General features: G+C 62.7%; 26 protein-coding genes, 1 tRNA gene and 1 pseudogene. 13 read left to right on the top strand and 15 right to left on the bottom strand.

Features of this window, described 5'->3' with window-relative positions; genetic code table 11:
• The first annotated feature begins 9 nt into the window (after positions 1-9).
• Together prmA and AB1286_RS15090 are read left to right on the top strand one after the other, a co-directional pair.
• The gene (gene prmA / locus AB1286_RS15095; protein WP_430364020.1) at positions 10-912 is read left to right on the top strand and encodes a 50S ribosomal protein L11 methyltransferase; all 903 of its coding nucleotides are present in this window, start codon (positions 10-12) and stop codon (positions 910-912) included.
• Between the two features lie 85 nt (positions 913-997).
• Positions 998-1,066: pseudogene (locus tag AB1286_RS15090) on the top strand (MJ0042-type zinc finger domain-containing protein); the annotation flags it as partial.
• 972 nt (positions 1,067-2,038) lie between these two features.
• Here the strand turns inward: AB1286_RS15090 and AB1286_RS15085 are convergent.
• The gene (locus AB1286_RS15085; RefSeq protein WP_430365143.1) at positions 2,039-2,302 is read right to left on the bottom strand and encodes a hypothetical protein; all 264 of its coding nucleotides are present in this window, start codon (positions 2,300-2,302) and stop codon (positions 2,039-2,041) included.
• A 15-nt stretch (positions 2,303-2,317) separates the two neighbouring features.
• On the opposite strand from AB1286_RS15085, the gene AB1286_RS15080 reads away from it, so the two are divergent.
• From AB1286_RS15080 to AB1286_RS15065, 4 genes are all read left to right on the top strand, one after another.
• Complete coding sequence (locus tag AB1286_RS15080; RefSeq protein WP_430365077.1) at positions 2,318-2,830, top strand: DUF3426 domain-containing protein; 513 nt, start codon at positions 2,318-2,320, stop codon at positions 2,828-2,830.
• 83 nt (positions 2,831-2,913) lie between these two features.
• Positions 2,914-3,414: a thiol peroxidase gene (gene tpx / locus AB1286_RS15075; protein ID WP_430364019.1), complete on the top strand. Its 501-nt coding sequence runs from the start codon at positions 2,914-2,916 to the stop codon at positions 3,412-3,414.
• 100 nt (positions 3,415-3,514) lie between these two features.
• A complete protein-coding gene (locus tag AB1286_RS15070; protein WP_430364018.1) occupies positions 3,515-4,453 on the top strand; it encodes a carbohydrate kinase family protein in 939 nt (312 codons plus the stop codon).
• 22 nt (positions 4,454-4,475) lie between these two features.
• Positions 4,476-4,952 carry a glycine zipper 2TM domain-containing protein gene (locus tag AB1286_RS15065; RefSeq protein WP_430364017.1) on the top strand — a complete coding sequence of 159 codons (477 nt, stop codon included), beginning with the start codon at positions 4,476-4,478 and terminating at the stop codon, positions 4,950-4,952.
• Positions 4,953-5,097: 145 nt separating this feature from the next.
• On the opposite strand, the gene AB1286_RS15060 is transcribed toward AB1286_RS15065, so the two are convergent.
• From AB1286_RS15060 to AB1286_RS15030, 7 genes are all read right to left on the bottom strand, one after another.
• Positions 5,098-5,730 carry a histone H1-like DNA-binding protein gene (locus AB1286_RS15060; RefSeq protein ID WP_430364016.1) on the bottom strand — a complete coding sequence of 211 codons (633 nt, stop codon included), beginning with the start codon at positions 5,728-5,730 and terminating at the stop codon, positions 5,098-5,100.
• 11 nt (positions 5,731-5,741) lie between these two features.
• Complete coding sequence (locus tag AB1286_RS15055; RefSeq protein WP_430364015.1) at positions 5,742-6,095, bottom strand: hypothetical protein; 354 nt, start codon at positions 6,093-6,095, stop codon at positions 5,742-5,744.
• Positions 6,096-6,185: 90 nt separating this feature from the next.
• Positions 6,186-7,412 (bottom strand): ribonucleotide-diphosphate reductase subunit beta, encoded by a 1,227-nt coding sequence (locus tag AB1286_RS15050; protein ID WP_430364014.1) that lies wholly within the window; start codon positions 7,410-7,412, stop codon positions 6,186-6,188.
• Positions 7,413-8,284: 872 nt separating this feature from the next.
• Positions 8,285-11,281 carry a ribonucleoside-diphosphate reductase subunit alpha gene (locus AB1286_RS15045; RefSeq protein WP_430364013.1) on the bottom strand — a complete coding sequence of 999 codons (2,997 nt, stop codon included), beginning with the start codon at positions 11,279-11,281 and terminating at the stop codon, positions 8,285-8,287.
• A 511-nt stretch (positions 11,282-11,792) separates the two neighbouring features.
• The gene (gene ampD, locus AB1286_RS15040; protein WP_430364012.1) at positions 11,793-12,380 is read right to left on the bottom strand and encodes a 1,6-anhydro-N-acetylmuramyl-L-alanine amidase AmpD; all 588 of its coding nucleotides are present in this window, start codon (positions 12,378-12,380) and stop codon (positions 11,793-11,795) included.
• Entirely contained in the window at positions 12,377-12,703 is a 327-nt protein-coding gene (locus AB1286_RS15035) for a PP0621 family protein (RefSeq protein ID WP_430364011.1), read from the bottom strand. Before AB1286_RS15035 ends, ampD begins: the two co-directional genes overlap by 4 nt.
• Before the next feature lie 5 nt (positions 12,704-12,708).
• Positions 12,709-13,611 (bottom strand): cytochrome C assembly family protein, encoded by a 903-nt coding sequence (locus tag AB1286_RS15030; protein WP_430364010.1) that lies wholly within the window; start codon positions 13,609-13,611, stop codon positions 12,709-12,711.
• A 90-nt stretch (positions 13,612-13,701) separates the two neighbouring features.
• On the opposite strand from AB1286_RS15030, the gene ffh reads away from it, so the two are divergent.
• Positions 13,702-15,069 (top strand): signal recognition particle protein, encoded by a 1,368-nt coding sequence (ffh, locus tag AB1286_RS15025; protein WP_116137496.1) that lies wholly within the window; start codon positions 13,702-13,704, stop codon positions 15,067-15,069.
• Between the two features lie 83 nt (positions 15,070-15,152).
• Positions 15,153-15,704: a hypoxanthine-guanine phosphoribosyltransferase gene (locus tag AB1286_RS15020; RefSeq protein WP_430364009.1), complete on the top strand. Its 552-nt coding sequence runs from the start codon at positions 15,153-15,155 to the stop codon at positions 15,702-15,704.
• A gap of 53 nt (positions 15,705-15,757) precedes the next feature.
• Here the strand turns inward: AB1286_RS15020 and AB1286_RS15015 are convergent, their stop codons facing one another.
• Positions 15,758-17,494 (bottom strand): proline--tRNA ligase, encoded by a 1,737-nt coding sequence (locus AB1286_RS15015; protein WP_430364008.1) that lies wholly within the window; start codon positions 17,492-17,494, stop codon positions 15,758-15,760.
• Positions 17,495-17,749: 255 nt separating this feature from the next.
• Here AB1286_RS15015 and AB1286_RS15010 point away from each other — a divergent pair, with 255 nt between their 5' ends.
• Positions 17,750-18,382: an RNA pyrophosphohydrolase gene (locus AB1286_RS15010; protein WP_430365076.1), complete on the top strand. Its 633-nt coding sequence runs from the start codon at positions 17,750-17,752 to the stop codon at positions 18,380-18,382.
• A 109-nt stretch (positions 18,383-18,491) separates the two neighbouring features.
• Complete coding sequence (locus tag AB1286_RS15005; protein ID WP_430364007.1) at positions 18,492-19,046, top strand: CNP1-like family protein; 555 nt, start codon at positions 18,492-18,494, stop codon at positions 19,044-19,046.
• Positions 19,047-19,143: 97 nt separating this feature from the next.
• Here AB1286_RS15005 and proB read toward each other — a convergent pair whose 3' ends face one another.
• The 4 genes from proB to rplU all read right to left on the bottom strand — a co-directional run bounded on the left by proB (position 19,144) and on the right by rplU (position 22,211).
• Positions 19,144-20,262, bottom strand: coding sequence for a glutamate 5-kinase (gene proB, locus AB1286_RS15000; RefSeq protein ID WP_430364006.1), 1,119 nt, complete (start codon positions 20,260-20,262; stop codon positions 19,144-19,146).
• A gap of 93 nt (positions 20,263-20,355) precedes the next feature.
• Positions 20,356-21,462 (bottom strand): Obg family GTPase CgtA, encoded by a 1,107-nt coding sequence (gene cgtA / locus AB1286_RS14995; protein ID WP_430364005.1) that lies wholly within the window; start codon positions 21,460-21,462, stop codon positions 20,356-20,358.
• A 149-nt stretch (positions 21,463-21,611) separates the two neighbouring features.
• Positions 21,612-21,875 (bottom strand): 50S ribosomal protein L27, encoded by a 264-nt coding sequence (gene rpmA / locus AB1286_RS14990; protein WP_430364004.1) that lies wholly within the window; start codon positions 21,873-21,875, stop codon positions 21,612-21,614.
• Positions 21,876-21,899: 24 nt separating this feature from the next.
• Complete coding sequence (rplU, locus tag AB1286_RS14985) at positions 21,900-22,211, bottom strand: 50S ribosomal protein L21 (RefSeq protein WP_102643954.1); 312 nt, start codon at positions 22,209-22,211, stop codon at positions 21,900-21,902.
• Positions 22,212-22,486: 275 nt separating this feature from the next.
• On the opposite strand from rplU, the gene AB1286_RS14980 reads away from it, so the two are divergent.
• Together AB1286_RS14980 and AB1286_RS14975 are read left to right on the top strand one after the other, a co-directional pair.
• Positions 22,487-23,479, top strand: coding sequence for a polyprenyl synthetase family protein (locus AB1286_RS14980; RefSeq protein ID WP_430364003.1), 993 nt, complete (start codon positions 22,487-22,489; stop codon positions 23,477-23,479).
• Between the two features lie 41 nt (positions 23,480-23,520).
• Positions 23,521-23,597, top strand: a tRNA-Pro gene (locus tag AB1286_RS14975).
• Positions 23,598-23,745: 148 nt separating this feature from the next.
• Here AB1286_RS14975 and AB1286_RS14970 read toward each other — a convergent pair.
• The gene (locus tag AB1286_RS14970) at positions 23,746-24,000 is read right to left on the bottom strand and encodes a type II toxin-antitoxin system RelE/ParE family toxin (protein WP_430365075.1); all 255 of its coding nucleotides are present in this window, start codon (positions 23,998-24,000) and stop codon (positions 23,746-23,748) included.
• Positions 24,001-24,026: 26 nt separating this feature from the next.
• On the bottom strand, positions 24,027-24,305 hold the full coding sequence (locus AB1286_RS14965; protein ID WP_430364002.1) for a CopG family ribbon-helix-helix protein: 279 nt from the start codon (positions 24,303-24,305) through the stop codon (positions 24,027-24,029).
• 253 nt (positions 24,306-24,558) lie between these two features.
• Between AB1286_RS14965 and AB1286_RS14960 the strand changes: the two genes are divergently transcribed.
• Positions 24,559-25,851: an HlyC/CorC family transporter gene (locus AB1286_RS14960; protein WP_430364001.1), complete on the top strand. Its 1,293-nt coding sequence runs from the start codon at positions 24,559-24,561 to the stop codon at positions 25,849-25,851.
• Positions 25,852-25,856: the final 5 nt, after the last annotated feature.

The following is a 25,856-nucleotide window of genomic DNA, read 5'->3' as shown; positions in this document are numbered from 1 at the left end:
TCGCCAACCATGAGCTACCGGGAATTGATCGTCGAGCTCGACCGGACACGAGCCGAAGCGCTGTCCGACGCGCTCATCGAACTGGGGGCGCTATCGGTATCGGTGGAAGACGCCGATGCCGACACGCCCGACGAGCAGCCTTTGTTCGGCGAGCCCGGTCTCACACCCGAGCGCACCGCCTGGCAGCATTCGCGTGTCGTCGCCCTGCTCGCCCCCGAGCAGGAGCCCGCAGTGCTGGCGGCGGCCGCAGCTAACGCGATCGGTTTGGCGGACACGCCGGCTTTCTCGTTGCGCGACGTGCCCGAGCAAGATTGGGTGCGTCTCACGCAATCGCAATTCGAGCCGATCGCGATCGGCAAACGGATTTGGGTCGTGCCGTCTTGGCACGACGCGCCGGACCCGCAAGCGCTGATTCTTGAACTCGATCCGGGCCTCGCCTTCGGCACAGGTAGCCATCCTACGACACGGCTGTGTATGGAATGGCTCGAGGAATCGGTCGCGCCGGGTCAGTCGGTGCTCGATTACGGCTGCGGCTCCGGCATTTTGGCGATCCTCGCGCGCAAGTGCGGGGCGACGCCGGTTGTCGGCATCGATATCGATCCGCAGGCGGTCGAGTCGGCTCGGCTCAATAGCGAGCGCAATCGTGCCGAGGTGACCTACGCGCTACCCGACGATTGTCCGGCCGGACAATTCGACATCGTCGTGGCGAACATTTTGTCGAACCCGCTCAAGCTGATGGCCTCGATGCTGAGCGCCAAGGTGAAAGCGGGTGGGCGCATCGCGCTGTCGGGCGTCCTTGCGCGGCAGGCGCAGGAAGTGGCGGCCGTTTATCGGCAGTGGATCGACATCGATGTCTGGCGCGAGCACGAGGGGTGGGTGTGCTTGGCGGGCGTGAAGCGCGCCGTCGAGTGATGGCAACCGCGACGCTGCCGAGGGCACGGCGGGAAACCATTAGAATAGCGCCTATCGATCGACGTACCCGGTTTCCCCGCTCACCATGGTTCTAGCCACCCGCTGTCCCCACTGCGAAACGGTTTTCCGCGTGCCGGAATCCATGCTCGCGGCCTCCGGTGGGTTCGCACGCTGCGGACACTGCCAACAAGTTTTCGACGCTCGGCAAAATCTGCTCGATCCGCACGCGGGCGAGCGGCTGCCGACGCCCGAACATGCGCCGCAGGGCGAGGCGCCACGCGACACCGAAACTGACGCTCATGCTCAGGCGGCCGTCGAAGCTCGGGCTGCCGAAGAGGCTCGCGCTGCCGAAGAGGCTCGCGCTGCCGAAGAAGCCCGCGCCGCCGAAGAGGCTCGCGTTGCCGAAGAAGCTCGCGTCGCCGAAGAAGCTCGCGTTGCCGAAGAAGCTCGCGTTGCCGAAGAGGCTCGCGCTGCCGAAGAAGCCCGCGCCGCCGAAGAGGCTCGCGTTGCCGAAGAAGCTCGCGTTGCCGAAGAAGCTCGCGTTGCCGAAGAAGCTCGCGTTGCCGAAGAAGCTCGCGTTGCCGAAGAAGCTCGCGTTGCCGAAGAAGCTCGCACTGCCGAAGAAGCCCGCGTCGCCGAAGAAGCTCGCGCTGCCGAAGAAGCTCGCGTTGCCGAAGAAGCTCGCGTTGCCGAAGAGGCTCGCGTTGCCGAAGAAGCTCGCGTTGCCGAAGAAGCTCGCGTTGCCGAAGAAGCTCGCGTTGCCGAAGAAGCTCGCGTCGCCGAAGAAGCTCGCGTTGCCGAAGAGGCTCGCGCTGCCGAAGAAGCCCGCGCCGCCGAAGAGGCTCGCGTTGCCGAAGAAGCTCGCGTTGCCGAAGAGGCTCGCGTTGCCGAAGAAGCGCGTGTCGCTGAAGAAGCTCACGCTGCTGAGCGAGCCCGGGCCGCCGAAGAGGCCAAGGCCGCGGCACAAGCCAAAGCAACTGCTGAAGAAGCAGCAGCAGCTCGAGCAACCGCCGCTAAAACCGACGAACCGGCTCCAAGCGCAGGTGTCGAGCAGGCTGCCGCGCCTTGGGCGCCCTCTCGCGAACCGATTTGGCTCGACGACGACGAGCCGCACTTTAACGGGCGCCTACCCGCCGAGCCCGAGGTCGAGCCGAACTTCGGCGCTGCGCCATCGGGCCGCGGCTCCGTCGAAACGCAATCCGATTTCGAGCGGCATCCGCACGAGGCGCAGCCGGCCGGGGAAGAGCCTCACCTCGAGCCTCACCTGCGCGCGAGTTTGCAAGCGCAAGCCGATGTGCCCGTCGAACCCCATTTCGGCGACGCCGAAGCGAATATTCACGCCGCCGGCGTACCGCCGGTCTTCGCGGAACCGGCCGACGCCGACGAGCAAGAGCGCCATTTCGCCATGACGCGCGAAGCACGGTCGAGGGCACCGAGCCGAGCCATCTGGTATGTCCTCGGCGGCATCGTATCGATCGTGCTCCTACTCGCACTCGTCGCGCAGCTCGCGTGGTGGCGCCGCGAAGCGGTCATGGTGTACTGGCCCGAATCGCAGCCGATATTCGCACGCGTATGCGCGCAACTCGGCTGCCGCCTTTCGCCGCCGCGCGACATCGACGGGTTGCAGGTGGAGGCGTCCGATCTGCGTCAAGTCGACGGTCCGCACCGCTTGGAACTGCGGGTACCGCTGCGCAACCGATATGGCATCGCACTCGCCTTCCCGGCGATCGAGCTAACCCTGTTCGACGATAAAAATAACGTCGCGATCCGCCGCATCCTATGGCCGCAGGATTATGTGGCCCCGGGCACGACGATCGCCGCCGGCCTGCCGGCCCATGCGACGCAGACGATGATCGTACGGCTCGATTCGGGCAATGCGATCGCGACCAACTTCCGCGTCCAGATCTTTTACCCGTAGCGCAGTCCGGGCGCAGCCGCCACGCGCGCGCGAGCCCACTATTTCGCACTTGCGACAACCAGAAACGAATATCCGGAGCTAATATGAGTCAAGTTACGCTGGGCGGCAACCCGATCGAAGTGGGCGGCGCATTCCCGTCCGTCGGCCAAAAAGCGCCCGAGTTTTCGCTCGTCGGCAAGGATCTGAAGCCCATCGCGCTCGGCGACTTCGCCGGCAAGCGCAAAGTGCTGAACATCGTCCCGAGCCTCGACACGCCGACGTGCGCAACGTCGACGCGCAAGTTCAACGAAGCGGCCGCCAAGTTGCAAAACACGGCCGTGATCGTGGTCTCCGGCGATCTGCCGTTCGCGGCAACGCGCTTTTGCACGACCGAAGGCATTGAAAACGTCGTGACCGCATCGACCTTCCGCGGCCACGAATTCGCGCAAGCGTACGGCGTCGACATCAAGACGGGCCCGCTCGCCGGACTCACGGCGCGTGCCGTCGTCGTCGTCGACGAGAATGACAAGGTCGTGCACGCCGAACTCGTCGGCGAGATCAAGAACGAGCCGAACTACGACGCGGCGCTGAGCGCGCTGAAGTAATTCATCGCGCCGTCCACCCGACGAAGCACGCCGCGCTTGGGCTATAGCGCGGCGTTTTCGTATGGCGCGCCCACGACAAACTACGCATAGGAATTCTGCCTTGGCTACGCTGATCTGCGGTTCGCTCGCATACGACAACATCATGACCTTCCAGGGCCGCTTTAAGGAGCACATCCTCCCTGAGCAGGTCCATATCCTGAACGTAAGCTTCCTCGTTCCGACGATGCGCCGCGAATTCGGCGGCTGCGCAGGCAACATCGGCTACTCGCTGAACTTGCTCGGCGGCGATGCTCGCATCATGGGCACGCTCGGAGACATCGACGGCCAGCTCTATTTCGATCGCATCAAGAGCCTCGGACTGCGTACGGATCATGTGCGCATGGTGCCGGATGCCTACACGGCACAGGCCATGATCACCACCGATCTCGATAACAACCAAATCGCCGCCTTCCACCCGGGCGCGATGATGCAATCGCACCTGAATCATGCCGACGAGGCGCAAGACATCAAGCTCGCGATCGTCGCACCCGACGGCTACGACGGCATGGTGCAGCATACGGAAAAGCTCGCCGCCGCCGGTGTGCCGTTCGTATTCGACCCGGGCCAAGGTTTGCCGCTGTTCTCGGGCGAGGCGCTTAGGCGCGCCATTGAACTCGCCACCTATGTGGCAGTCAACGACTACGAGGCAAATCTCGTCAGCAATAAGACGGGCTGGTCGCAAGAGGAGATCGCAAAGCGGGTGCAAGCGTTGATCGTGACGCGAGGCGAGCACGGCGCGCGGATCTTCCATGACGGCAAGTTCGAGGACATTCCTGTCGTGCAAGCTTCGAAGATCGTCGATCCTACCGGTTGCGGCGACGCGTTTCGCGGCGGGCTGCTATACGGCATCGAACGCGGCCTCGATTGGGCCACGACGGGCCGGCTGGCAAGCTTGATGGGCTCGCTCAAGATCGAGCAAGCCGGGCCGCAGACGTACGCGCCGAGCCGCGAGGAGATCGGCCAACGGTTCGAGCAGGCTTTCGGCTATAGCCTGCGGTAATACTCTTGTGGAGTAACAGACAATGAAAATATCAGCTCGGGTCGTACTCGCGACGCTGCTGGCGGGATCGGTCGTGATGACGGGGTGCGCGTACAACAGCAGCTCTCCCGACGTCTACACGGCGGGTCAGGCCCAGCGTGAAGAATCGGTTCGCTTCGGCACGGTCGAAAGCGTACGCGCGGTCACCATCTCGTCGAACGACGGACAGCCGAGCGGGCTCGGCGCCCTCGGCGGCGGTGCGCTCGGCGCTGTCGCCGGCAGTGCGATCGGCGGCGGCAAGGGATCGATCGCAACGGCGATCATCGGCGGCATCGCCGGCGCGGTGGCCGGCAACGCCGTCGAAAACGGCGTGGCGAAACGCTCGGGCGTGGAAATCACCGTGCGACTCGACAACGGCGATCTGCGCGCGATCACGCAATCCGCAACGGGTGAAGTGTTCCAAGCCGGAGATCGCGTCCGTCTGCTCTCGAGCGCCGGCGTCACGCGCGTGACGCACTGAGCGTTCGCCGGTCGAGCGCCCGCAGACGCGGGCATTCGCTCTCCAGCGATCGTAAAAAAACCCCGCACTCCGGCAAAACCGGTGGCGGGGTTTTTATTTAGGCGTCCACGAGGGCGACTTGCGCCGCCTTCGTCACCGCGTCCTATTACGGACGGCTGCCCGTCGGGAACGGCCAAGCAGCAGCCGGGTTCAACGCGGTCTTCACCGTCGAAGCAGGTGCCGTGGATGCAGCAGCAGCAGGCGCGGCAGGGGCAGCAGGTGCGGCAGCGGCCTTCTTAGCGGCAGCCTTCTTAGCAGGCGCGGCCTTCTTCGCAGCAGGGGCAGCCTTCTTAGCAGGCGCAGCTTTCTTGGCGGCAGCCTTCTTAGCAGGCGCAGCCTTCTTCGCGGCAGGGGCAGCCTTCTTAGCAGGCGCGGCCTTCTTGGCGGCAGCCTTCTTAGCAGGCGCGGCCTTCTTTGCCGGCGCTGCCTTCTTGGCTGCAACCTTCTTCACCGCGACCTTCTTCGCCGGTGCTGCCTTCTTCGCTGCAACCTTCTTCACCGCGACCTTCTTCGCCGGTGCTGCCTTCTTCGCTGCAACCTTCTTCACCGCAGCCTTCTTGGCCGGCGCTGCCTTCTTCGCAGCAACCTTCTTCACTGCGACTTTCTTGGCTGCAACCTTCTTAGCCGGCGCTGCCTTCTTCGCAGCAACCTTCTTCACTGCGGCCTTCTTCGCCGGAGCTGCTGCCTTCTTGGCCGGGGCTGCTTTCTTCGCTACGGGTTTCTTCTTCGCTGTTGCCATTATTTTCTCCTTCAGGTTTTCGGAAATGAGTAGTTCGAACTACACCCTTCTTCAAACCCGCTTCCCGCTGCGCGCCGGCGACAAGCTTGACGGCGCGCGCTGCGAAGCGGGCTATTCATCGGCGTACGCAAAAACCTAGCGCTTACGCTAATGAATGCGGTAAGGCGTGCCGTACCCAAAGGCACAGCACGCCGGATCGAGTCGGCAGGCAAGCACTCGATGCTCGCCAAGCCCGATATTCGCTTGTGACAAGCCGGCGGCCAGGCCGCCGGCTTTTTCAGGGGGTAGTTCGCCCATCCCACCGAAGGGTTCGCAAAGTGCCTGTCATGTTTGTGGGCGGTTTCGCCGCCGGGCACGCTTTGCATTAGGCGTTCTTGCTCCTTATCTTTTCCGCCGCGTCGTTGATCGCGGCGGCACCCCATCAATCATTCATTCATCGCATCGGCCAGCACGTGTCATTCCCAGGACAGCGCACCGCCGGTTTGGTATTCAATGACTCGCGTCTCGAAGAAGTTACGTTCCTTCTTCAGGTCGATCATCTCGCTCATCCACGGGAACGGGTTCTCCTCGTTCGGGTACAGCGGATCGAGCCCAATCTGCTGGCAACGGCGGTTGCAGATGAAGCGCAAGTAGCTCTTGAACATCGACGCGTTCAGTCCCAGCACGCCGCGCGGCATCGTGTCCTCGGCGTAGCGGTACTCGAGTTCGACCGCGTGTTTGAACAGCTCGCGAATCTCTTCACGGAATTCGCGCGTCCACAGGTGCGGGTTCTCGAGCTTGATCTGGTTGATCAGGTCGATGCCGAAATTGCAGTGCATCGACTCGTCGCGCAGGATGTATTGATACTGCTCCGCCGCACCCGTCATCTTGTTCTGACGGCCGAGCGCCAGAATTTGCGTAAAGCCGACGTAGAAGAACAAGCCTTCCATGACGCAGGCGAAGACGATCAGCGACTTGAGCAGCTTCTGGTCGGCCTCCAGCGTCCCCGTCTTGAACGCCGGATCGGTCAGCGTATGGATGAACGGGATCAGGAACTCGTCCTTGTTGCGGATCGAGGCGACCTCGTGGTACGCATTGAAGATCTCGCCTTCGTCGAGACCCAGCGATTCCACGATGTACTGATAGGCGTGCGTATGGATCGCCTCTTCGAATGCTTGACGCAGCAGGAACTGGCGGCACTCGGGTGCCGTGATGTGCCGGTAGGTGCCGAGCACGATGTTGTTCGCGGCCAGCGAATCTGCCGTCACGAAGAAGCCGAGGTTGCGTTTGACGATGCGGCGCTCGTCTTCGGTCAGACCGTTCGGGTCCTTCCAAAGCGCGATGTCGCGCGACATGTTGATTTCCTGCGGCATCCAGTGGTTCGCGCAGCCGGCGAGATACTTCTCCCACGCCCACTTGTACTTGAACGGTACGAGTTGGTTGACGTCGGTCTGGCCGTTGATGATTCGCTTGTCGGCCACGTTCACGCGCGCTTCGGATGCCACCGGCTGCGCAGCGGATTGCGTTGCCGGTTGATATGCGACGAAGTCGTCCGCGAAGATGTTTTGCGCCAACGGAGCTTGCGTCGCGACGTGTGCCGCTGCTTGCGTTCCGACGGCCTGCCCCGCGGGGTTACGCAACGTGTTCAGTTGCGAACCGCTCGAGGGAGTTACGGCAGTCGTCTCGTCATCCCAGTTGAGCATAAATTCTCACCATCAATTTAGATCGGTTTGTACCATCTTTTCACGAGCGATAAAAGGGCTCGCTCATGAAAATCCCTGTTTTTCGATTCACGCTGCGACCTCGATACAACACTTTGTTCGTTGAGTCGCACATGCAAGATCGAAAGCGTCGTCTCGATGTACTCGCTCTCGCGTCGAAAGCGATCGCAGCAAACGTCGTTCGTCGACACTTCACGCTGAGCGCGTCATGCTCGCACTCGGCTTCGAAGGAGACCGCGACAGTCGCCGAAACAGACAGGCTCCGTTGCATCGCGCTCTCCTTCATTCGCAAGCGTCGCATCGACAATGCCAACGCTTCGCGCCTCACTCATCCGCCGATGTTCAAGTGCCCGGCACTCGACGTTGCATGCACCGATAAGCGTGTGTCGATCTCTCGTGCATCGTTGCCGGCGATCGCCGCTTCGTTCGCGCGCGTCGAGAAAAAGCGGACGTGCGAACATCGGTCGATAGTTGGCTTCGAAGCCTTGTTTCGTGCACCGAAAGTGTAGCATCGCGAGGCGCTCGGGCAAAGCCGAACATACAAAATATAGTGCGAGCACAAGGCTACAGACCAATATCTTGTATATCGAGCGACCGCACGAAGAAAGCGGCAAAAGCGCGCAAACAACACTTCACGAAGGTCCTCATCGCGCCTCGATCGCCATGCGACACGCCGATATGTGCACGCTCGCGATCACCTGCATCGGCTGCATGACCCGCGTTTCGCGCGCACCTGCGAAGCGGCATGCAAGTACCGGACCGTATGCAAAAAGAAACGGGCCGGTGCCATCCGCTCGAGAGCGGGAGGGCACCGGCCCGAACGACGCGGCCCGCTCAAAGGGCCGCAACGTGCGTTACTGGCAAGCCTCGCATTCGTCGAAGCCCGGATCTCCCGGACGCATCATGCAGACGGGACCGTCCGGCTGCGGCTCTTGCTCGACCGCGCTGGCCGCGTTCAGTCCGCCCGTCGCCCCGCCCGCACCGCCGCCGATCGAGGCGCCCGTCGCACCGAAGCCACCGGCCGCACCGCCGCCGCTCGCGCCACCGTCGGCCGACGGCACCGCGTTCAGCGCGCCGTGCGCGACCGTCGACTTCTCGACGTGCGTGGCGGCCATCGTACGCAGGTAGTACGTCGTCTTCAGACCGCGCAGCCATGCGAGCTTGTAGACCTCGTCGAGCTTCTTGCCCGACGCGCCCGCCATATAGATGTTCAGCGATTGCGCTTGGTCGATCCACTTTTGACGGCGCGACGCCGCTTCGACGAGCCACTTCGGATCCACTTCGAACGCCGTCGCATAAATCGCGCGCAGGTCGGCCGGCACACGGTCGATGCGCGAGAGCGTGCCGTCGAAATACTTCAGATCGGCCACCATCACCTCGTCCCACAGGCCGCGCGCCTTCAGGTCGCGCACGAGGTAGTCGTTCACCACCGTGAATTCGCCCGACAGGTTCGACTTCACGTACAGGTTCTGGAACGTCGGCTCGATACAGGCCGAGACGCCGATGATGTTCGAGATCGTCGCCGTCGGCGCGATCGCGACGCAGTTCGAATTGCGCATGCCGTAGGTCGCGATGCGCGAGCGCAGCGTCGGCCAGTCCATCGTCTCGGACGCATCCACCTCGACGTAGCCGCCGCGCGCCTCGGTCAGCAGCTTCAGCGTGTCTTGGGGCAAGATGCCGCGATCCCACAGCGAGCCGCGGTAGCTCGAGTAGCGGCCGCGCTCCTCCGCCAGCTCCGTCGACGCGTAGTAGGCGTAGTAGCAAACGGCTTCCATCGAACGATCGGCGAACTCGACCGCTTCGTCGGAGGCGTACGGCACGCGCAGCAGGTGCAGGCAGTCCTGGAAGCCCATGATGCCCATACCGACCGGACGGTGCTTCAGGTTCGAGTTACGCGCCTTCGCCACGGCGTAGTAATTGATGTCGATGACGTTGTCGAGCATGCGCATCGCCACGCTGATCGTGCGCTTGAGCTTGTCCTGATCGAGCGCGTAGCTGCCGTCGGCCTGCTTCACGAGGTGCGCGACGAGGTTCACCGAGCCCAGATTGCAGACGGCGATCTCGTTGTCGCTCGTGTTGAGCGTGATTTCGGTGCACAGATTCGACGAGTGCACGACGCCCACGTGCTGCTGCGGCGAGCGCACGTTGCACGGATCCTTGAACGTGATCCACGGGTGGCCGGTCTCGAACAGCATGCCGAGCATCTTGCGCCAGAGTTGAGCCGCCGGGATCTTCTTGAACAGCTTGATCTCGCCGCGCTCGACCTTCTCTTCATACGCCGTGTACGCCTTTTCGAAGTCCGCGCCGAACTTGTCGTGCAGATCCGAGCAGGTCGACGGCGAGAACAGCGTCCAGTCGCCGCCTTCCATGACCCGCTTCATGAACAGGTCAGGGATCCAGTTGGCCGTATTCATGTCGTGCGTACGGCGGCGATCGTCGCCGGTGTTCTTACGCAGTTCCAGGAATTCCTCGATGTCGAGGTGCCACGTTTCCAGATAGGCGCAGACAGCGCCCTTGCGCTTGCCGCCTTGGTTCACGGCCACGGCCGTATCGTTGACGACCTTCAGGAACGGCACGACGCCCTGCGACTTGCCGTTCGTGCCCTTGATGTGCGAGCCGAGCGCGCGCACGCGCGTCCAGTCGTTGCCGAGGCCGCCCGCGAACTTCGAGAGCAGCGCGTTTTCCTTCAGCGCTTCGTAGATGCCGTCCAGATCGTCGGCGACCGTCGTCAAGTAGCACGACGAGAGCTGCGAGCGGCGGGTGCCCGAATTGAACAGCGTCGGCGTCGAGCTCATGAAGTCGAACGTCGACAACACGTTGTAGAACTCGATCGCGCGCGCTTCGCGGTCGATCTCGTTCAGGGCGAGGCCCATCGCGACACGCATAAAGAATGCCTGCGGCATCTCGATGCGCGTGCCTTCGACGTGCAGGAAGTAGCGGTCGTACAACGTTTGCAGGCCGAGGTAACCAAATTGCAGGTCGCGGCCGGCTTCCAGCGCCGCACCGAGGCGCTTCAGGTCGTACTGCAACAGCTTCTCGTCGAGCAGCTCAGCCTCGACGCCGCGCTTGATGAACTGCGGGAAGTACTCGGCGTAACGCTCGCCCATTTCGCTTTGCGTCACTTCCTCGCCGAGGATTTCGCGGCGGATCGTGTGCAGCAGGATGCGCGCCGTCACTTGGCTATACGCCGGATCCTTTTCGATCATCGTGCGCGCCGCGAGGATGGCCGAGTCGTAGACCTGGCTCATCGGCACGCCGTCGTACAGATTCTTGATCGTTTCGGCGACGATCGGCTGAGCGCTGACCGCATCGCCCAGTTGGTGGCATGCCGATTCGATCAGCGCGGTGAGCGCGTGCAAATCGAGCGGGCGCGTGACGCCGTTGTCGACGACGTTCAGGCCGGACGAAGGCGCCGCCGTCTCCTGATCGTGACCGCGCTCTTGATTGCGCTTTTCGCGGTACAGAACGTAGGCGCGCGCGACGTTGTGCTCGCCGCCGCGCATCAACGCGAGTTCGACCTGGTCTTGGATGTCTTCGATGTGGAACGTGCCGCCGTTCGGACGGCTGCGCACGAGTGCGCGCACGACGCTTTGCGTCAGTTGCTCGACGAGCTCGCGCACGCGTGCGGAAGCGGCACCTTGTCCGCCGTTCACGGCCAGGAAGGCCTTCGTGACGGCGATCGCGATCTTGGACGGCTCGAACGACACGACGCTGCCATTACGGCGGATCACTTTGTAGTCCGCGAAGGTCGCCTGCGGCGCGAGCGGCTGCGCGTAAGCAGCCTGCCCACCGACGGCGCGCCCGGTCTGCGCGCCCTCGTGCTGGCTCGTCATGTTGTCGGTCGTTTGCATGTGCAAAGCTCCTGATCTTTGATGTGCGGTCAAACCGCGGATTGGAACAACCGTCGCGCCACCCCGAGCGCGATGGATGAGGGGCGGGAAAGAAAACGGGTCGACACGCGCCGCACGGCGGCGCGTGTCGAAAAAGACGATGGCCTTCGTCGTTGTTCTAGCGGCACTTGCACGCCCCGTTTTTCCCCCGAAGGTCGAACGCCGGGCAGTACCCGGCGTTCGACCCGCATCTTTTAACGCTAGCGGGACATTGCCCGCATGATTCGCACGTCGCTTTCGACGGTCTCGGATACCCTTCCGGGCACTCGGACATTTCGTCGCGCCGACACAACATCTAGTGCGATAACGTTGTATTGCTACCAAGTATAGTAGAGCCGACCGCCAATTCAAAAAGGTTTATTTGGTGGCGAACGCTTGACTTTTCATTAAGCGAGTCGGGACAAGGACTTATCGCAAACGCAAGCGGCACGCGCGTTCTCGCGGGGTCCGCCATGCGCCGAACGGTTGTCGATCAGGCTCGCAGGTAGGGGAAATACCGATCCGGCAATGCAGTGTCGCGCTGCAACCGGACCCACTCGAAGTGGGGTCCCGGATCGGTCTTGCGACCCGGTGCGATGTCGGAATGACCGGCCAACGCGTCGATCGGATAGCGCGCGACGAGCGCCGTGACGAGCGCGGCGAGCGTCGCGTATTGGCTCGCTTCGAACGGGCTGGCGTCAGCCCCTTCGAGTTCGATGCCGATCGAGAAGTCGTTGCAACGTTCGCGCCCGAAGAAGTTCGAGACGCCCGCGTGCCACGCCCGCTCCTCGCACGAGACGAACTGCTCGAGCGCGCCGTCGCGTCGAATCACGAAATGTGAAGAGACGCGCAACCCGCGCAGGTGCTGGTCGAAGTAAGGATGAGCGTCGCAATCGAGGCGATTGAGGAAAAGATCGGCGATCGCGGCGCCGCCGAACTCGCCCGGCGGCAAGCTGATGTTGTGGATGACGAGCAGCGTCGGCACCGCACCAAGAGGACGCGCCTCGAAGTTAGGCGATGCAAGCACGCGGGCACCGCGCACCCAGCCGCCGGCGTCGACGGCGAACGACCCCGCGCTCATCGTCCGCTGCGCCCGCCCGCGGCCGCCGTATGGCGCCGCGCATGATCGACGGAGCAAAAGTACTGGGCGCCGACGACGTACGAATCGCTCTTCGGTGCGTGCACGCCGCAAACCGCGCATCGCACCATCGGCTCCGCGAGTTGCCGCGGCTCGCGGCGCTCGGGCGCGCCCGTGCCGGTCGCGGCGGCGCCGGTCGTGGCGCGGGGGCCGCTCGGGCGTGCCCCACCGCCGCGCCCAACGGCGCCGGTTTGAGCGGAGCGCATCGTTTTAACCAGCCAGCGGGCGGCCAAAACGAACACGACGAGAAGAAAAATTTGGCGCATGACGATTAGACGACGGGACGGTGCAGCAGCACCTCGAAGACGAAGCGACTACCCACATAAGCGAGCAGCAAGGCCGCGAACGAAGCGAGCACCCAACGCAGCGCCGCCCGCCCGCGCCAACCCGATAGCCGGCGCCCGGTCAGCAAGGCCCCGAACATAAGCCAGGACAGTACCGCGAACACGGTTTTGTGATCGAACGTCAGAGGCCGGCCCAGCAGCTGTTCGCTGAATAGCACACCGGATACGAGCGTCAACGTCAGCAGAACGAAACCGGCGCTGATCAGGCGAAACAGCAGTTTTTCGAGCGTCAGCAGCGGCGGCAGCGTATCGAGCCACCCCGCGAACCAGCCGCCGCCGTCACCTTCGAGCGCACCGCGCAGCGTATGCAGACGGCGCTCGGCGAGCAGCATCAATACGGCATGCAAGGCGGCGATCGCAAACAGCCCATAGGCCACGTTCGCGATGATGAAATGCAGTTTGAACATCGGCGCGGCCGCATAGGCGAGCACGTGCACGCCGCCGAACAGAAGCGGCATCAGCGAGGCGACGCACGCGAGCGGCAGAACGAGGAGCCCCAGCCCCTCGAGCGGGAAGAAGAAACTCTCGATCCAATAGATACAGGCACCGAGCCAAAACATGGCCGACAGGGCGAACGCAAAGCCGAACACCATCGCATCGCGCGGAAAGATCGTCGTATGCAGCAAGAGCCCGTGCAGCGCGAGCGCGACGAACAGGAGCGCTCTTGTCGTGCGCGACGCGCTCGCGGCCGGCGGCTCGCGTCGCGGCGCGGGCACGGGAGGCACGCTCGAGAGCATCGACGCGGCGCCCTCGACGCGATGGGCACGCCAGCCGGCGACGGCAAGGCCCCCATAAAGGAGCGCGGTCAGGGCATACAGTACAATATCCATGTTCCAAGTTTACACTAGGCCGCCGCACCCGCCCCGCTAGACAATACAGAAGCGATGGGCGAGTAGCCGCCCAGCTTCCTACGGCTCCCCATGCTCGACACACTCACCCAACGGATGGCGCGCGTCGTCAAGACGCTGCGCGGCGAAGCCCGCCTCACCGAATCGAACACGCAGGAAATGCTGCGCGAAGTACGGCTCGCGCTGCTGGAAGCCGACGTGGCGCTGCCCGTCGTGCGCGATTTTGTCGCCAAGGTCAAAGAAAAGGCCCTCGGCGAAGAAGTGCTATCGAGCCTGTCCCCCGGACAGGCGCTCGTCTCCGTCGTACAGCGGGAACTCACGGCCGTCATCGGCGGAGATTACGAGGGCCGAGCGGCCGAACTCAATCTCGCCGTCACGCCGCCCGCCGTGATCCTCATGGCCGGTCTGCAAGGCGCGGGTAAGACTACGACGTCGGGCAAGCTCGCGAAACTCTTGCGCGAGAAGTACAAGAAGAAAGTACTGACCGTCTCGTGCGACGTTTATCGCCCCGCCGCAATCGCACAGCTCAAAACCGTGACGGAGCAAGTAGGCGCCGACTTCTTCCCGTCGGAGCCGAACCAAAAGCCCGTGGACATCGCGCTTGCCGCGCTCGACTGGGCCAAGCGCCATTATCACGACGTCCTGATCGTCGACACGGCCGGCCGGCTCGGTATCGACGAGGCGATGATGCAAGAGATCGCCGCGCTGCACGCGGCGGTCAAACCCGTTGAGACACTGTTCGTCGTCGACGCGATGCTCGGGCAAGACGCCGTGAACACCGCGAAGGCGTTCAACGACGCCCTGCCGTTGACGGGCGTCGTGCTGACCAAGCTCGACGGCGACTCGCGAGGCGGCGCGGCGCTATCGGTGCGCCATGTGACGGGCAAGCCGATCAAGTTCGTCGGCGTGGCCGAGAAGCTCGACGGGCTCGAGGTGTTCTACCCCGAGCGGATGGCGAACCGTATTCTCGGCATGGGCGACATCCTCGCACTCGTGGAGGAAGCGCAGCGCAACGTCGACGTCAAAGCGGCGCAAAAGCTTGCCGACAAGGTCAAGAAAGGCGGCGATTTCGATTTGAACGATTTCCGCGCGCAGCTTTCGCAGATGAAGAACATGGGCGGCTTGTCCACGCTCATGGACAAGTTGCCGGCCCAGTTTCAGCAAGCGGCGGCCGGTGCCGACATGAGCCAGGCCGAAAAGCAAATGCGCCGGATGGAAGGCATCATCAACTCGATGACGCCGGCCGAACGCGCGAAACCCGAACTCATCAAAGCGACGCGCAAGCGCCGCATCGCCGCGGGCGCGGGTGTGCAAGTGCAGGAAGTGAACCGGATGCTCAATCAGTACGAGCAGATGCGCACGATGATGAAGAAGCTCAAGGGCGGCAATTTGCAGAAAATGATGCGCGGCATGAAGGGCATGCTCCCGGGCATGCGTTAAGCGCGGGGGTTTATGCCGTGGCGCGCCGGCGCGCGCCGCTTCACACTCTTTTGTATACAGTCAGTCATCGCAGGCACAACGCCATGAATCGCGAAGAAGCTCTTCACATCTTTCGCCACTCCGAGGAAATCGTCTCGGCCTCCGAAGTCAACGCATCGATCGAAGGGATGGCCAAAGCCATCCGAGCGCAGATCGGCGAAGACTTTCCGTTGCTGTTGTCGGTGATGGGCGGCGCAGCCGTCTTCACGGGCATGCTGTTGCCGCATCTCGATTTTCCGCTCGAGTTCGACTACATCCACCTGACGCGCTACCGCAATACGACTCAGGGCAGCGCCGACATGCAATGGCGCGTGGCGCCGGCGGAATCGGTCAAGGACCGTGTCGTGCTCGTACTCGACGACATCCTCGACGAAGGCGAGACGATGGCCGCGATCCGCGACCGCATTCTGGCCATGGGGGCCAAGCGGTTCTTGAGCGCGGTGCTTTGCGAGAAAAAGATCCCGAAGGCCAAGCCGCTACATCCCGATTTCTGCGGTTTCGAAGTGCCGGACCGTTACGTCTTCGGGTGCGGCATGGATGCGAAGGGCTACTGGCGCAATCTGCCGACGATCCGCGCGCTGACCGAAGGGGCTTGAGCCGAGCCGCCCCTTGGGTCGGCGCAAGCCCTTCCGGTTCGCCCCTTACTGACTTAGCGCGCGAGCGCGGCGCGGATTTTCTCGGAGACGAAATCCGCCGCCTGCTCGACGACGACGAGCGTGGGCTCCGCATCGCGACGGCCCTGATACTCGACCTTCCCTTCTTTGAGCCCGCGATCGCCGATCACGAGGCGATGCGGCACGCCGATCAACTCCCAATCGGCGAACATCACACCGGGGCGCTCGCCGCGATCGTCGAGAATCACGTCGACGCCGGCTTCGCTCAATTGCGCGTAAAGCCTATCGGTTTGCTCGCGCACGCTTTCGCTGCGATCGTAACCCATCGGGCACAGTACGAGCTCGAACGGCGCGATCGCCTCAGGCCAAATGATGCCGCGCTCGTCGAAGTTCTGCTCGATCGCGGCGCCGAGAATCCGCGTGATCCCGATGCCGTAGCAGCCCATCACCATCGGCTGCGGCTTGCCGGTTTCGTCGAGGAACGTCGCGCCCATCGCCTCGGAATACTTCGTCCCGAGCTGGAATACGTGCCCCACTTCGATGCCGCGGCAAATTTCGATCTGCCCCTTGCCGTCCGGCGACGGATCGCCGGGCCGCACGTTACGAATATCCGCTACTTCGGGCTCCGGTAGGTCGCGACCCCAGTTGACGCCCGTCGTGTGGTAATCCACTTCGTTCGAGCCGACGACGAAGTCGCTCATGTTCGCGACGGTCCGATCGGCGACGACCTTCACGGGCTTCTTCGTGCCGATCGGCCCGAGGTAACCCGGCGGCGTGCCGAACCATTCCACGATCTCGGCCTCGGTGGCGAAGCGAAAGCCCGCCAGCCCCGGCAGCTTGCCGACCTTCACTTCGTTCAGGTCGTGATCGCCGCGCAGCATCAACAACCAAATCGTCGGCTCGGCGCCTTCGTTATCGGTCGCAAGGATAATCGACTTGATCGTCCGCTCGAGCGGAATATTGAGAAGCTCGGCGACGGCTTCGCACTTGGCCTTGCCGGGCGTCGCCGTCTTTTGCATCGTCTCGCGCGGTGCGGCGCGCTCGGCGTAAAGCGGCAGCGCCTCGGCTGCCTCGACGTTGGCCGCGAACTCGGACGCCGGACAGTAGGCGATATCGTCCTCGCCCGTCGCCGCGATCACATGAAACTCCTGCGAACGATTGCCACCGATCGAGCCACTATCCGCGTTGACGGCGCGGAACTCGAGCCCGATGCGCGTGAAGATGCGTACGTAGGCGTCGAACATCTTCTGATACGACTCCTGTAGCCCGGCTTGATCCTTGTCGAACGAGTACGCGTCCTTCATCGTGAATTCGCGGCCGCGCATCACGCCGAATCGCGGACGAATCTCATCGCGGAACTTCGTCTGGATCTGATAGAAGTTCACCGGCATCTGGCGATAGCTCTTGATCTGATTACGCGCGATGTCCGTCACCACTTCTTCGTGCGTCGGCCCGATCACGAACTCGCTTTGCTTGCGGTCCTTAAAGCGCAGCAGCTCCGGCCCGTATTGCTCCCAGCGCCCCGACTCCTGCCACAACTCGGCCGGCTGCACTGCGGGCATCAAGAGTTCCAGCGCCCCGGCGCGGTTCATTTCTTCGCGCACGATCGCCTCGACCTTGCGGATCGAGCGCAGCCCGACGGGCAGGTAGCTGTAGATGCCGCCAGCCACGCGACGGATCATGCCTGCGCGCAACATCAACTTGTGGCTGACGACTTCCGCGTCCGCCGGAGCTTCCTTCAGGGTGCCGATAAAGAAACGTGAGGCTTTCATTCAAGGATTTTCCAAAAGCGACAGCCCGCAGCGAGCCGCCAAAAGAAGGGAACGAGTGATTTTAGGACATCAGCGAGAACCGCGGCGCGCGCGAGCGTCGTAGCCTACGCGAAGCGGTGCGATTCGTCAGACAAGTCATCGAGGCGTGGGAGCACGATTGTTGCGATGTCCGGAACCCTTATGGTGCATGCCGATGCCAAAGGCTCGTTATCTGTTTATAATCAAAGCAATTTTAAAGGATTCGAAGGTGGTTGTATGCTTGATCGCGAAGGCTTTCGCCCGAACGTCGGCATCATCCTCTTGAACGCGCACAACGAGGTGTTTTGGGGCAAGCGGCTGCGTGAACATTCCTGGCAGTTTCCGCAAGGGGGCATCAAATATGGCGAGACCCCCTTGCAAGCGATGTATCGGGAGTTACACGAAGAGACCGGCTTGCGGCCCGAGCACGTCAAGATCATCGGTCGCACGCGCGACTGGTTGCGTTATGAGGTGCCCGATAAGTTCATCAAGCGCGAAGTACGCGGCCACTACCGCGGCCAGAAACAGATCTGGTTCTTGCTTCGGATGGTTGGCCGCGACTGCGACATTTGCTTGCGCGCCACCGACCACCCGGAATTCGATGCTTGGCGTTGGAACGAGTATTGGGTGCCGCTCGACGCCGTGATCGAGTTCAAGCGGGATGTCTATCAATTGGCGCTGACGGAACTGTCGCGCTTCCTGCGCCGCGCCGTACCGCGCACGGAAAAGCAACCGCGCGGGCCGCAGCACGGGGGTCGTTATCCGCGCATGTCGCCATCGGCGCAGATGCCGGCGGCCGGCGGTCCGCCGTCAAGCGGTGGCGCGGACGCCTCGTCCTACTCCACACCGAGTTTCATCCTGCCTGACTGACCGGATCCGCCGCGCAAGCGGCGCGCCCGGATATCGCTCGCGCGAGCGTACGCGCGGGCGCTATCATTCGGTCTCCCAATCTTTGTGCCCGATCACCGAGGTACCCACATTGAAAGCGATCGTTCTCGCACTGGCCTGCGTGGCCGGCAGCGGCATCCTGGCCGGCTGCTCGCACATGCCGACCAATCCCAAAGACGACTCCACGTTCCAGTACTTGCTCGACCGCAAGTCGGAATGGACGGAAAACAAGGTCGAGTCGCTACCGCCGCTGCCGAGCGAGCGCGATTTGATCCCGTTCGACGTATCCAACAATACGCCGCTGCACTATGCGCTCGACGCCAAATCGCTCAGCGTCGGCACTGACGGCGTCGTCCGTTATACCGTCGTCATCACGAGCCCGAGCGGCGCGCGCAACGTCAACTACGAGGGTATTCGCTGCGAGACGTACGATTGGCGGCTCTATGCGGGACTGAACGCCGATCATGACGGTTGGGATCGGACCGTGGCTAACGACTGGACGCGAATCGAAAACGGCAACCTGAACGCCTATCAGGCGTCGCTGTATCAAGACTACTTCTGCACGAGCAAGATGGTGGTGGGCAACGCGAAGACGATCGTAAACAACATGCGATTGAATCGGACCGCCAACTCGCTCAAGCAGTAGCGATTACGCGCATTGCGCGCAAGTCACACTCAAAGCAAAGGCCCGCATCCTCGTACGAGGATGCGGGCCTTATTCGTATCGCCGCGAAAATGACGCGTCAGACGACGACCAAATTGTCGCGGTGAATCAGCTCCGGCTCAAGCATGTAGCCGAGGATCGAGTCGATATCGGCGCTGGCGCGGCGCCGGATCAGCTTGGTCTCGGCGCTGCTGTAATTCGTGATCCCCCGTGCCACTTCGCGCCCGGTCAAGCTCACGCAAGCGATGACCTCGCCGCGCGCGAACGCGCCTTGCACGTCGACTACGCCGATCGGCAGCAAGCTCTTGCCGCCGACAGTCACCTTTTCCACTGCGCCGTCGTCGATCACGACGTGTCCACGCACTTGCAGGTGATCGGCCATCCATTGCTTGCGCGCCGCGAGCCGCGCCGTGCGCGCGACGAGCTGCGTTCCGATTGCCTCCCCCGCGGCCAGACGCGTCAACACGTCGGGCTCCCGTCCGCTGGCGATGACGGTGTTCGCGCCGCTGCCGGCCGCGCGCTTGGCGGCGAGGATTTTCGTCAGCATGCCGCCACGTCCGATCGCCGAGCCGGCGCCGCCGGCCATGGCCTCGAGCTCGGGCAGACCGGCATCGGCCTCGCGCACGAGTTCGGCCGACGGATCCTTGCGCGGATCGGCCGTGAACAAGCCCGATTGGTCGGTAAGAATGATGAGCGCATCGCCTTCGATCAAGTTCGCGACCAACGCGCCTAGCGTGTCGTTGTCGCCGAACTTGATTTCGTCGGTCACCACCGTGTCGTTCTCGTTGATGATCGGCACGACGCCCAAGCGCAGCAACGTCAGTAGCGTCGAGCGCGCATTCAGATACCGCTCCCTGTCGGCCAAGTCGGCATGCGTGAGGAGAATCTGAGCCGTGCGGATCCCATATTCCGCGAAGCGGCTCTCGTACACCTGAGCGAGCCCCATTTGCCCCACCGCGGCCGCCGCCTGCAATTCGTCGATTTCACGCGGGCGCTTGGTCCAGCCCAGACGCTGCATGCCCTCGGCGATCGCGCCCGAACTCACGAGCACGACCTCCTTGCCGCGCTCGCGCAACTGCGCGATCTGCGCAGCCCAGCGGCCGATCGCCGCTTGATCGAGGCCGCGCCCCTCGTTGGTGACGAGGCTGGATCCCACCTTGACAACCAAGCGCTTCGAATCCGCGATGACAGAGCGCATCGTCCGAAAGTCTCCATGAATGATCGGTGAGTCCGCCGTCAACAATTGGCCGGCGGTGGGCGTCGGCCGCGACCGGCGCCCATGGCAAAACGCTCAGGCCTCGTGCCCGGGCGTATCGCCGGACGGCAGCCCCTCGCGAAAGCGAACGTCGGCTGCCAGATCCTCGGCCTGCTCGGCGCGATGCGCATCCGAATGCTCGGACAGGTAATCGTAGACCGCGTAGCACAGGTTCTCGCAACCGAGCCCCGTCAGGGCGGAGATCTGGAAAACCGGGCCCGTCCATTCGAACCGCGCGAGGAAATCGGCGACGCGCGCCTCGCGCTCGTCCTCGGCGATCATGTCGAGCTTGTTGAGCACGAGCCAGCGCGGCTTTTGGAACAGCGCCTCGTCATATTTGCGCAATTCGGCCACGATCGCTTTCGCCTCGGCGACGGGATCGACGCTTTCGTCGAACGGTGCGAGGTCGACAAGATGCAGGAGCAAGCCGGTGCGCTGCAAATGCCGCAAAAATTGGTGCCCGAGACCCGCGCCTTCCGCCGCGCCTTCGATGAGACCGGGGATGTCGGCGATCACAAAGCTTTTGCTGGGTCCCACGCGTACGACCCCGAGATTCGGAGCGAGCGTCGTGAACGGGTAATCGGCGATCTTCGGTTTCGCGTTCGAGACCGACGAAATGAACGTCGATTTGCCCGCGTTCGGCATGCCGAGCAAGCCGACGTCGGCCAACACCTTCAATTCCAAGCGCAGCATCCGGCGCTCGCCGGGCTTGCCCTCGGTCTTCTGACGCGGCGCGCGGTTCGTGCTCGACTTGAAATGCAAGTTACCCAGGCCGCCGGCGCCGCCTTGAGCGATCAGCACCCGCTGCTCGTGTTCGGTCAAATCGGCGATCAGCTCGCCGGTGTCGAGATCGTTAATCACCGTGCCCACCGGCATGCGCAGGACGATGTCGTCGCCGCCCTTGCCGTAGCAATCCGACCCGCGGCCGTTTTCGCCGTTGCGCGCTTGGTGCTTCTTCGCGTACCGGTAGTCGATGAGGGTATTGATGTTGCGGTCGGCTACCGCATAGACGCTCCCCCCTCGGCCGCCATCGCCGCCGTCGGGGCCACCGAACGGAACGAACTTTTCGCGGCGCATCGACGCGCTGCCGTCGCCGCCGTCGCCGGCGATCACCTCGATCCGCGCTTCGTCAATGAACTTCATCTATCGCTCCGTCCCGTGTTTTCCGATATTTTGCCGCTTGGCTCATGCGTTCGCACCATGGCGACGCCTAAAACCGGCGCACAGAAGAAAAAAGGCCCCGCCAACTACGCGGGGCCTTTTTGCTGTGTCGCTCCCGTGTCTGATCGATCTCAGACCGCGGCCGGGACGACGGTGACCATGTGCTTCTTGTCGGCGCCCTTCGTCGTGAACCTGACGTGGCCGTCGACCAACGCGAACAGCGTGTGGTCCTTGCCCATGCCGACGTTATCGCCCGGGTGCATACGCGTGCCGCGCTGGCGCACGATAATGCCGCCGGCGTTGATCGCTTGGCCGCCGTACACCTTGACGCCGAGGCGCTTCGACTCGGAGTCGCGGCCGTTGCGGGAAGACCCGCCTGCTTTTTTGTGTGCCATCTGATAGCTCCTTAACCGGTGCGCTTACGCGTTGATCGCGTCGATGCGCAGTTCGGTATAGTTCTGGCGGTGACCTTGGTGCTTCTGGTAGTGCTTCCGGCGACGCATCTTGAAGATCGTCACTTTGGCGTGCCGCCCATGCGATACGACGGTAGCCTTGACGGAAGCCCCACTCACCAGCGGCGTACCGAACTGAATCGATTCGCCTTCGCCTACCGCGAGAACCTGGTCGAGCGTGATTTCAGCGTCAATGTCTGCCGGTATCTGTTCTACTTTCAATTTTTCGCCGACAGCAACCTTATACTGCTTGCCGCCGGTTTTTATGACCGCGTACATTGAGAACCTCACTCTGTGTGCGCCGGACGCACCCTTGCGCCGACGCTTTTTTCAAACCTACCTACTGCTTCTTCGCTCTGCTTTCGCTTCGCTTCTTTTCTCCACGCACCGTGCGTGAAAACGCGTGATTATACATGGAGTTAGCGGCGCGGTCAAAGCGCGGATCGGTCCGCCGCGCGCGCCGCCCGCCCGTGCGTGAGCGCCGGCGCGCCGGCCGCCCCCCTCGGAGAGCCGCATAACCTTTATAATCCGCGGCATCACACCAATTTTTCATCATGTCGTCGACCGCCACCTCTTCCCCCAGCGCCGCCAACTTGCTCGCCCCGATTTCGGAGGACATGGAGCAAGTCAATCGCGTCATTCGGCAACGTTTGGCCTCCGAGGTGATGCTCATCAATCAGATCTCGGAATACATCATCGGCGCCGGCGGCAAGCGGCTGCGCCCCGCGCTGCTCTTGCTCGTCGCGCGCGCGCTCGGCGACACGACCGGCCATCGGCATGAGCTCGCGGCGATCGTCGAGTTCATCCATACGGCGACGCTGCTGCACGACGACGTCGTCGACGAATCGGACCTGCGGCGCGGACGCCAAACCGCCAATGCGCTATTCGGCAATGCCGCGAGCGTGCTTGTCGGCGACTTCCTCTATTCGCGCTCGTTCCAGATGATGGTCGGCATCGGCAAGATGCGCATCATGGAAATTCTCGCCGAAGCGACGAACGTCATCTCCGAAGGCGAGGTGCTGCAACTGCTCAACATGCACGACGCCGATGTGGACGAAGCGCGCTACATGCAGGTCATTCGCTACAAGACGGCCAAGCTGTTCGAGGCGGCCGCTCAATTGGGCGCCGTGATCTCGGGCTCCGATGCGAAGACGGAAGCCGCCGCCGCCGAGTTCGGCCGGCGCATCGGCACGGCGTTCCAAATCATGGACGATTGGCTCGACTACACGGGCACGGCCGAATCGATGGGCAAGAATGCGGGCGACGATCTGCGCGAAGGCAAACCGACGCTGCCGCTGATCTATTTGATCGAGCGCGGCACGCCGGAGCAATCTGCGCTCGCGCGCGAGGCGATCGAGCAGGGCGGCACGGACCGTTTCGAGACGATCTTCCAGGCGATCTCGAGCTCGGGCGCGCTCGATCACACGCTCGAATGCGCGAAGCGCGAGGCGCAAGCGGCTGCCGAAGCAATTTCTTCGTTTCCCGATTCCATTTACAAAGAAAGCCTGCTAGAATTATGTTTTTACTCGACGGCCCGCCAGTCTTAAACGAGACTGATTAGCCGGAAGAGTCCAAGCAGTGTCAAATTCGGGGTGTAGCTTAGCCTGGTAGAGCGCTACGTTCGGGACGTAGAGGCCGGAGGTTCGAATCCTCTCACCCCGACCAGAATTTTCTTGAGCAATCAAGGCACAACCGCCCGCTTCGCCGGGCGGTTTTTGTTTTGGCGGTCCGTTTGGGCAATTTCCCCTAGCTCAGAATGGCTGCCGCGCGTCGTGAAGTACCTCAATCGGCGATTTAGCCTCGCCGTCGGCGTTTATCGGTATCCCGCTTCCTTTTGGTGTCGGATGGCTAAGATCGTAACGGTACTGCCATCGAGTCGGTAGCGAGCCAAGTAACCACTATCCCCGAAATCGATAGGCCACTCCCGATATTCCTCGGGCAAATCTTCCACGAGACGCCCCATTCGAGGGTGGGCGCCGAGAGCCTGGACGCCCTGCCTGATCGCTTCGCCAGCTCGCCTCGCGGCGTCGGGGTTCTTCGACTTCAGGAACTCGCGCAACCGTTGCATATCCCCGATTGCCGCCGGCGCAAAGATCACTTGTGGCATTCTGGCCGCGGTAGTTCGTTTTCAGTTCCCCAGCTCGCTAGCCACTTATCCACTTCCTCAGCAGTCGCGTGCAGGCCAGTTGCCTGAAATTCATCCCACGCCTTGAGCGTATCCCGGTTCAACGCCTCGCGCTTTTCCTCACGATCGACGTACTGCTCAATGGCTTCGCGCATGATCCAATGCGGGGTACGTCGACGAGTTTCGGCCAAGTGCTGAACCCGCCCTTTCAGTTCATCATCAAGTTTGATGGACGTTGCCGTAACCATGAGACGGCCTCCGTAGCAAAAGGTAATACCGAAGACTACTATAGACAGAAGCGCGGGCGGCGTCCATGCTGCCCCAATATTTGGATCGGCCTATCGCGAACCCAAACGCCCTCCTCCGGCGCAGCACGCTCCATCACCGCGCATTTGTGTCTTCGTTTCGCCGGCAGCGCCGAAGGCCGCCCGGCATCCGAGGCTCGCCTACCCGCTCTGCTATATTCTTGCCATCCCTTTCATTACCACTTCAGCACGACGCGTGGACCAAATTCCCTTGTGGGCGCAAATCGGCGCCGTTTTCGTTCTCCTCCTCTGCTCCGGCTTTTTCTCGATTTCCGAGACGGCGATGATGGCTCTCAACCGGCACCGGTTGAAGTACCTGGCCGACAAGGGGGCATTCGGCGCGAAGACGACTCAAGGCTTGCTTGCGCGCACCGATCAGTTGCTCGGCGTCGTGCTCATCGGCAATAACCTGCTGAACACGATCATCCCCGTGCTGACGACGTCGATCGCGCTGCGCACGTTCGGACGCGACAACCTCGTCCTATCGATCGCCACGGGTATCGTCGCTTTCCTCATCATCGTTTTCGCCGAAATCACGCCGAAGATCGTGGGCGCGACCTACCCCGAAAAAATCGCGTTGCCCGCGAGCGTCGTCATCGCCCCGCTCATGCGCGTGCTCAAACCGGCCGTATGGCTCGTGAACTTGTTCTCCAACGCGATCTTGTACGTACTGCACATCAACACGAAGGGCGGGCGCGAGCAACGCCTCACCACCGAAGAGGTGCGGGCGATCGTGCTCGAGTCGGGCAGCTTCATGCCGACCAAGCACCGAAGCATCTTGCTCAATCTATTCGACCTCGAAAACATTTCGGTCGACGACGTCATGATTCCGCGCCGCCGAATCGAATCGCTCGATCTCGACGCGCCGTTCGAAGACATTCTCCACCAGCTCGAAACCTGCTATCACAACAAGCTCATCGTCTATCAAGGCGACATCGATCGCGTGGTCGGCGTCTTGCACGTGCGTAAAACGCTCGCCGCGCTGCATAAGCAGGAGCTCACGCGCGAGACGTTGAACGAGCTGTTGACCGATCCCTACTTCGTGCCCTCGGGCACGCCCGTATTCCAGCAGTTGCAGTACTTCCAGGAAACGCGGCATCGCACCGCGCTCGTCGTCAACGAATACGGCGAACTCGAAGGGCTCGTCACGCCCGAGGACATCATCGAAGAGTTGATCGGCGAGTTCACCACGTCGATCCCACGGAGCGCCGGCAGCCGCAAGGGCTGGACGGAGAACGGCGACTGCATCGTCGCGGGCAGCATGCCGCTGCGCGAGTTGAACCGCTGGCTGCAACTGGCCTTGCCGACGGACGGCCCCAAAACGTTGAACGGGCTCATTCTCGAGACGCTCGAAGAAATTCCCGAAGGCGATGTCTGCCTTCAAATCGGGGACGTGCAACTCGAAGTGCTTCAGAGCGACGACCAGGCCGTGCGCACGGTCAAGCTCTTCAAGCCGCGGACGCGGGCCACGGCGAAATCGCAAGCGTAATCGTA

It is taken from the genome of Trinickia sp. NRRL B-1857 (assembly GCF_050470685.1).
GTDB lineage: Bacteria > Pseudomonadota > Gammaproteobacteria > Burkholderiales > Burkholderiaceae > Trinickia.
The sequence above is the reverse complement of the archived record's forward strand: the minus strand, read 5'-3'. Positions and strand labels throughout refer to the sequence as shown.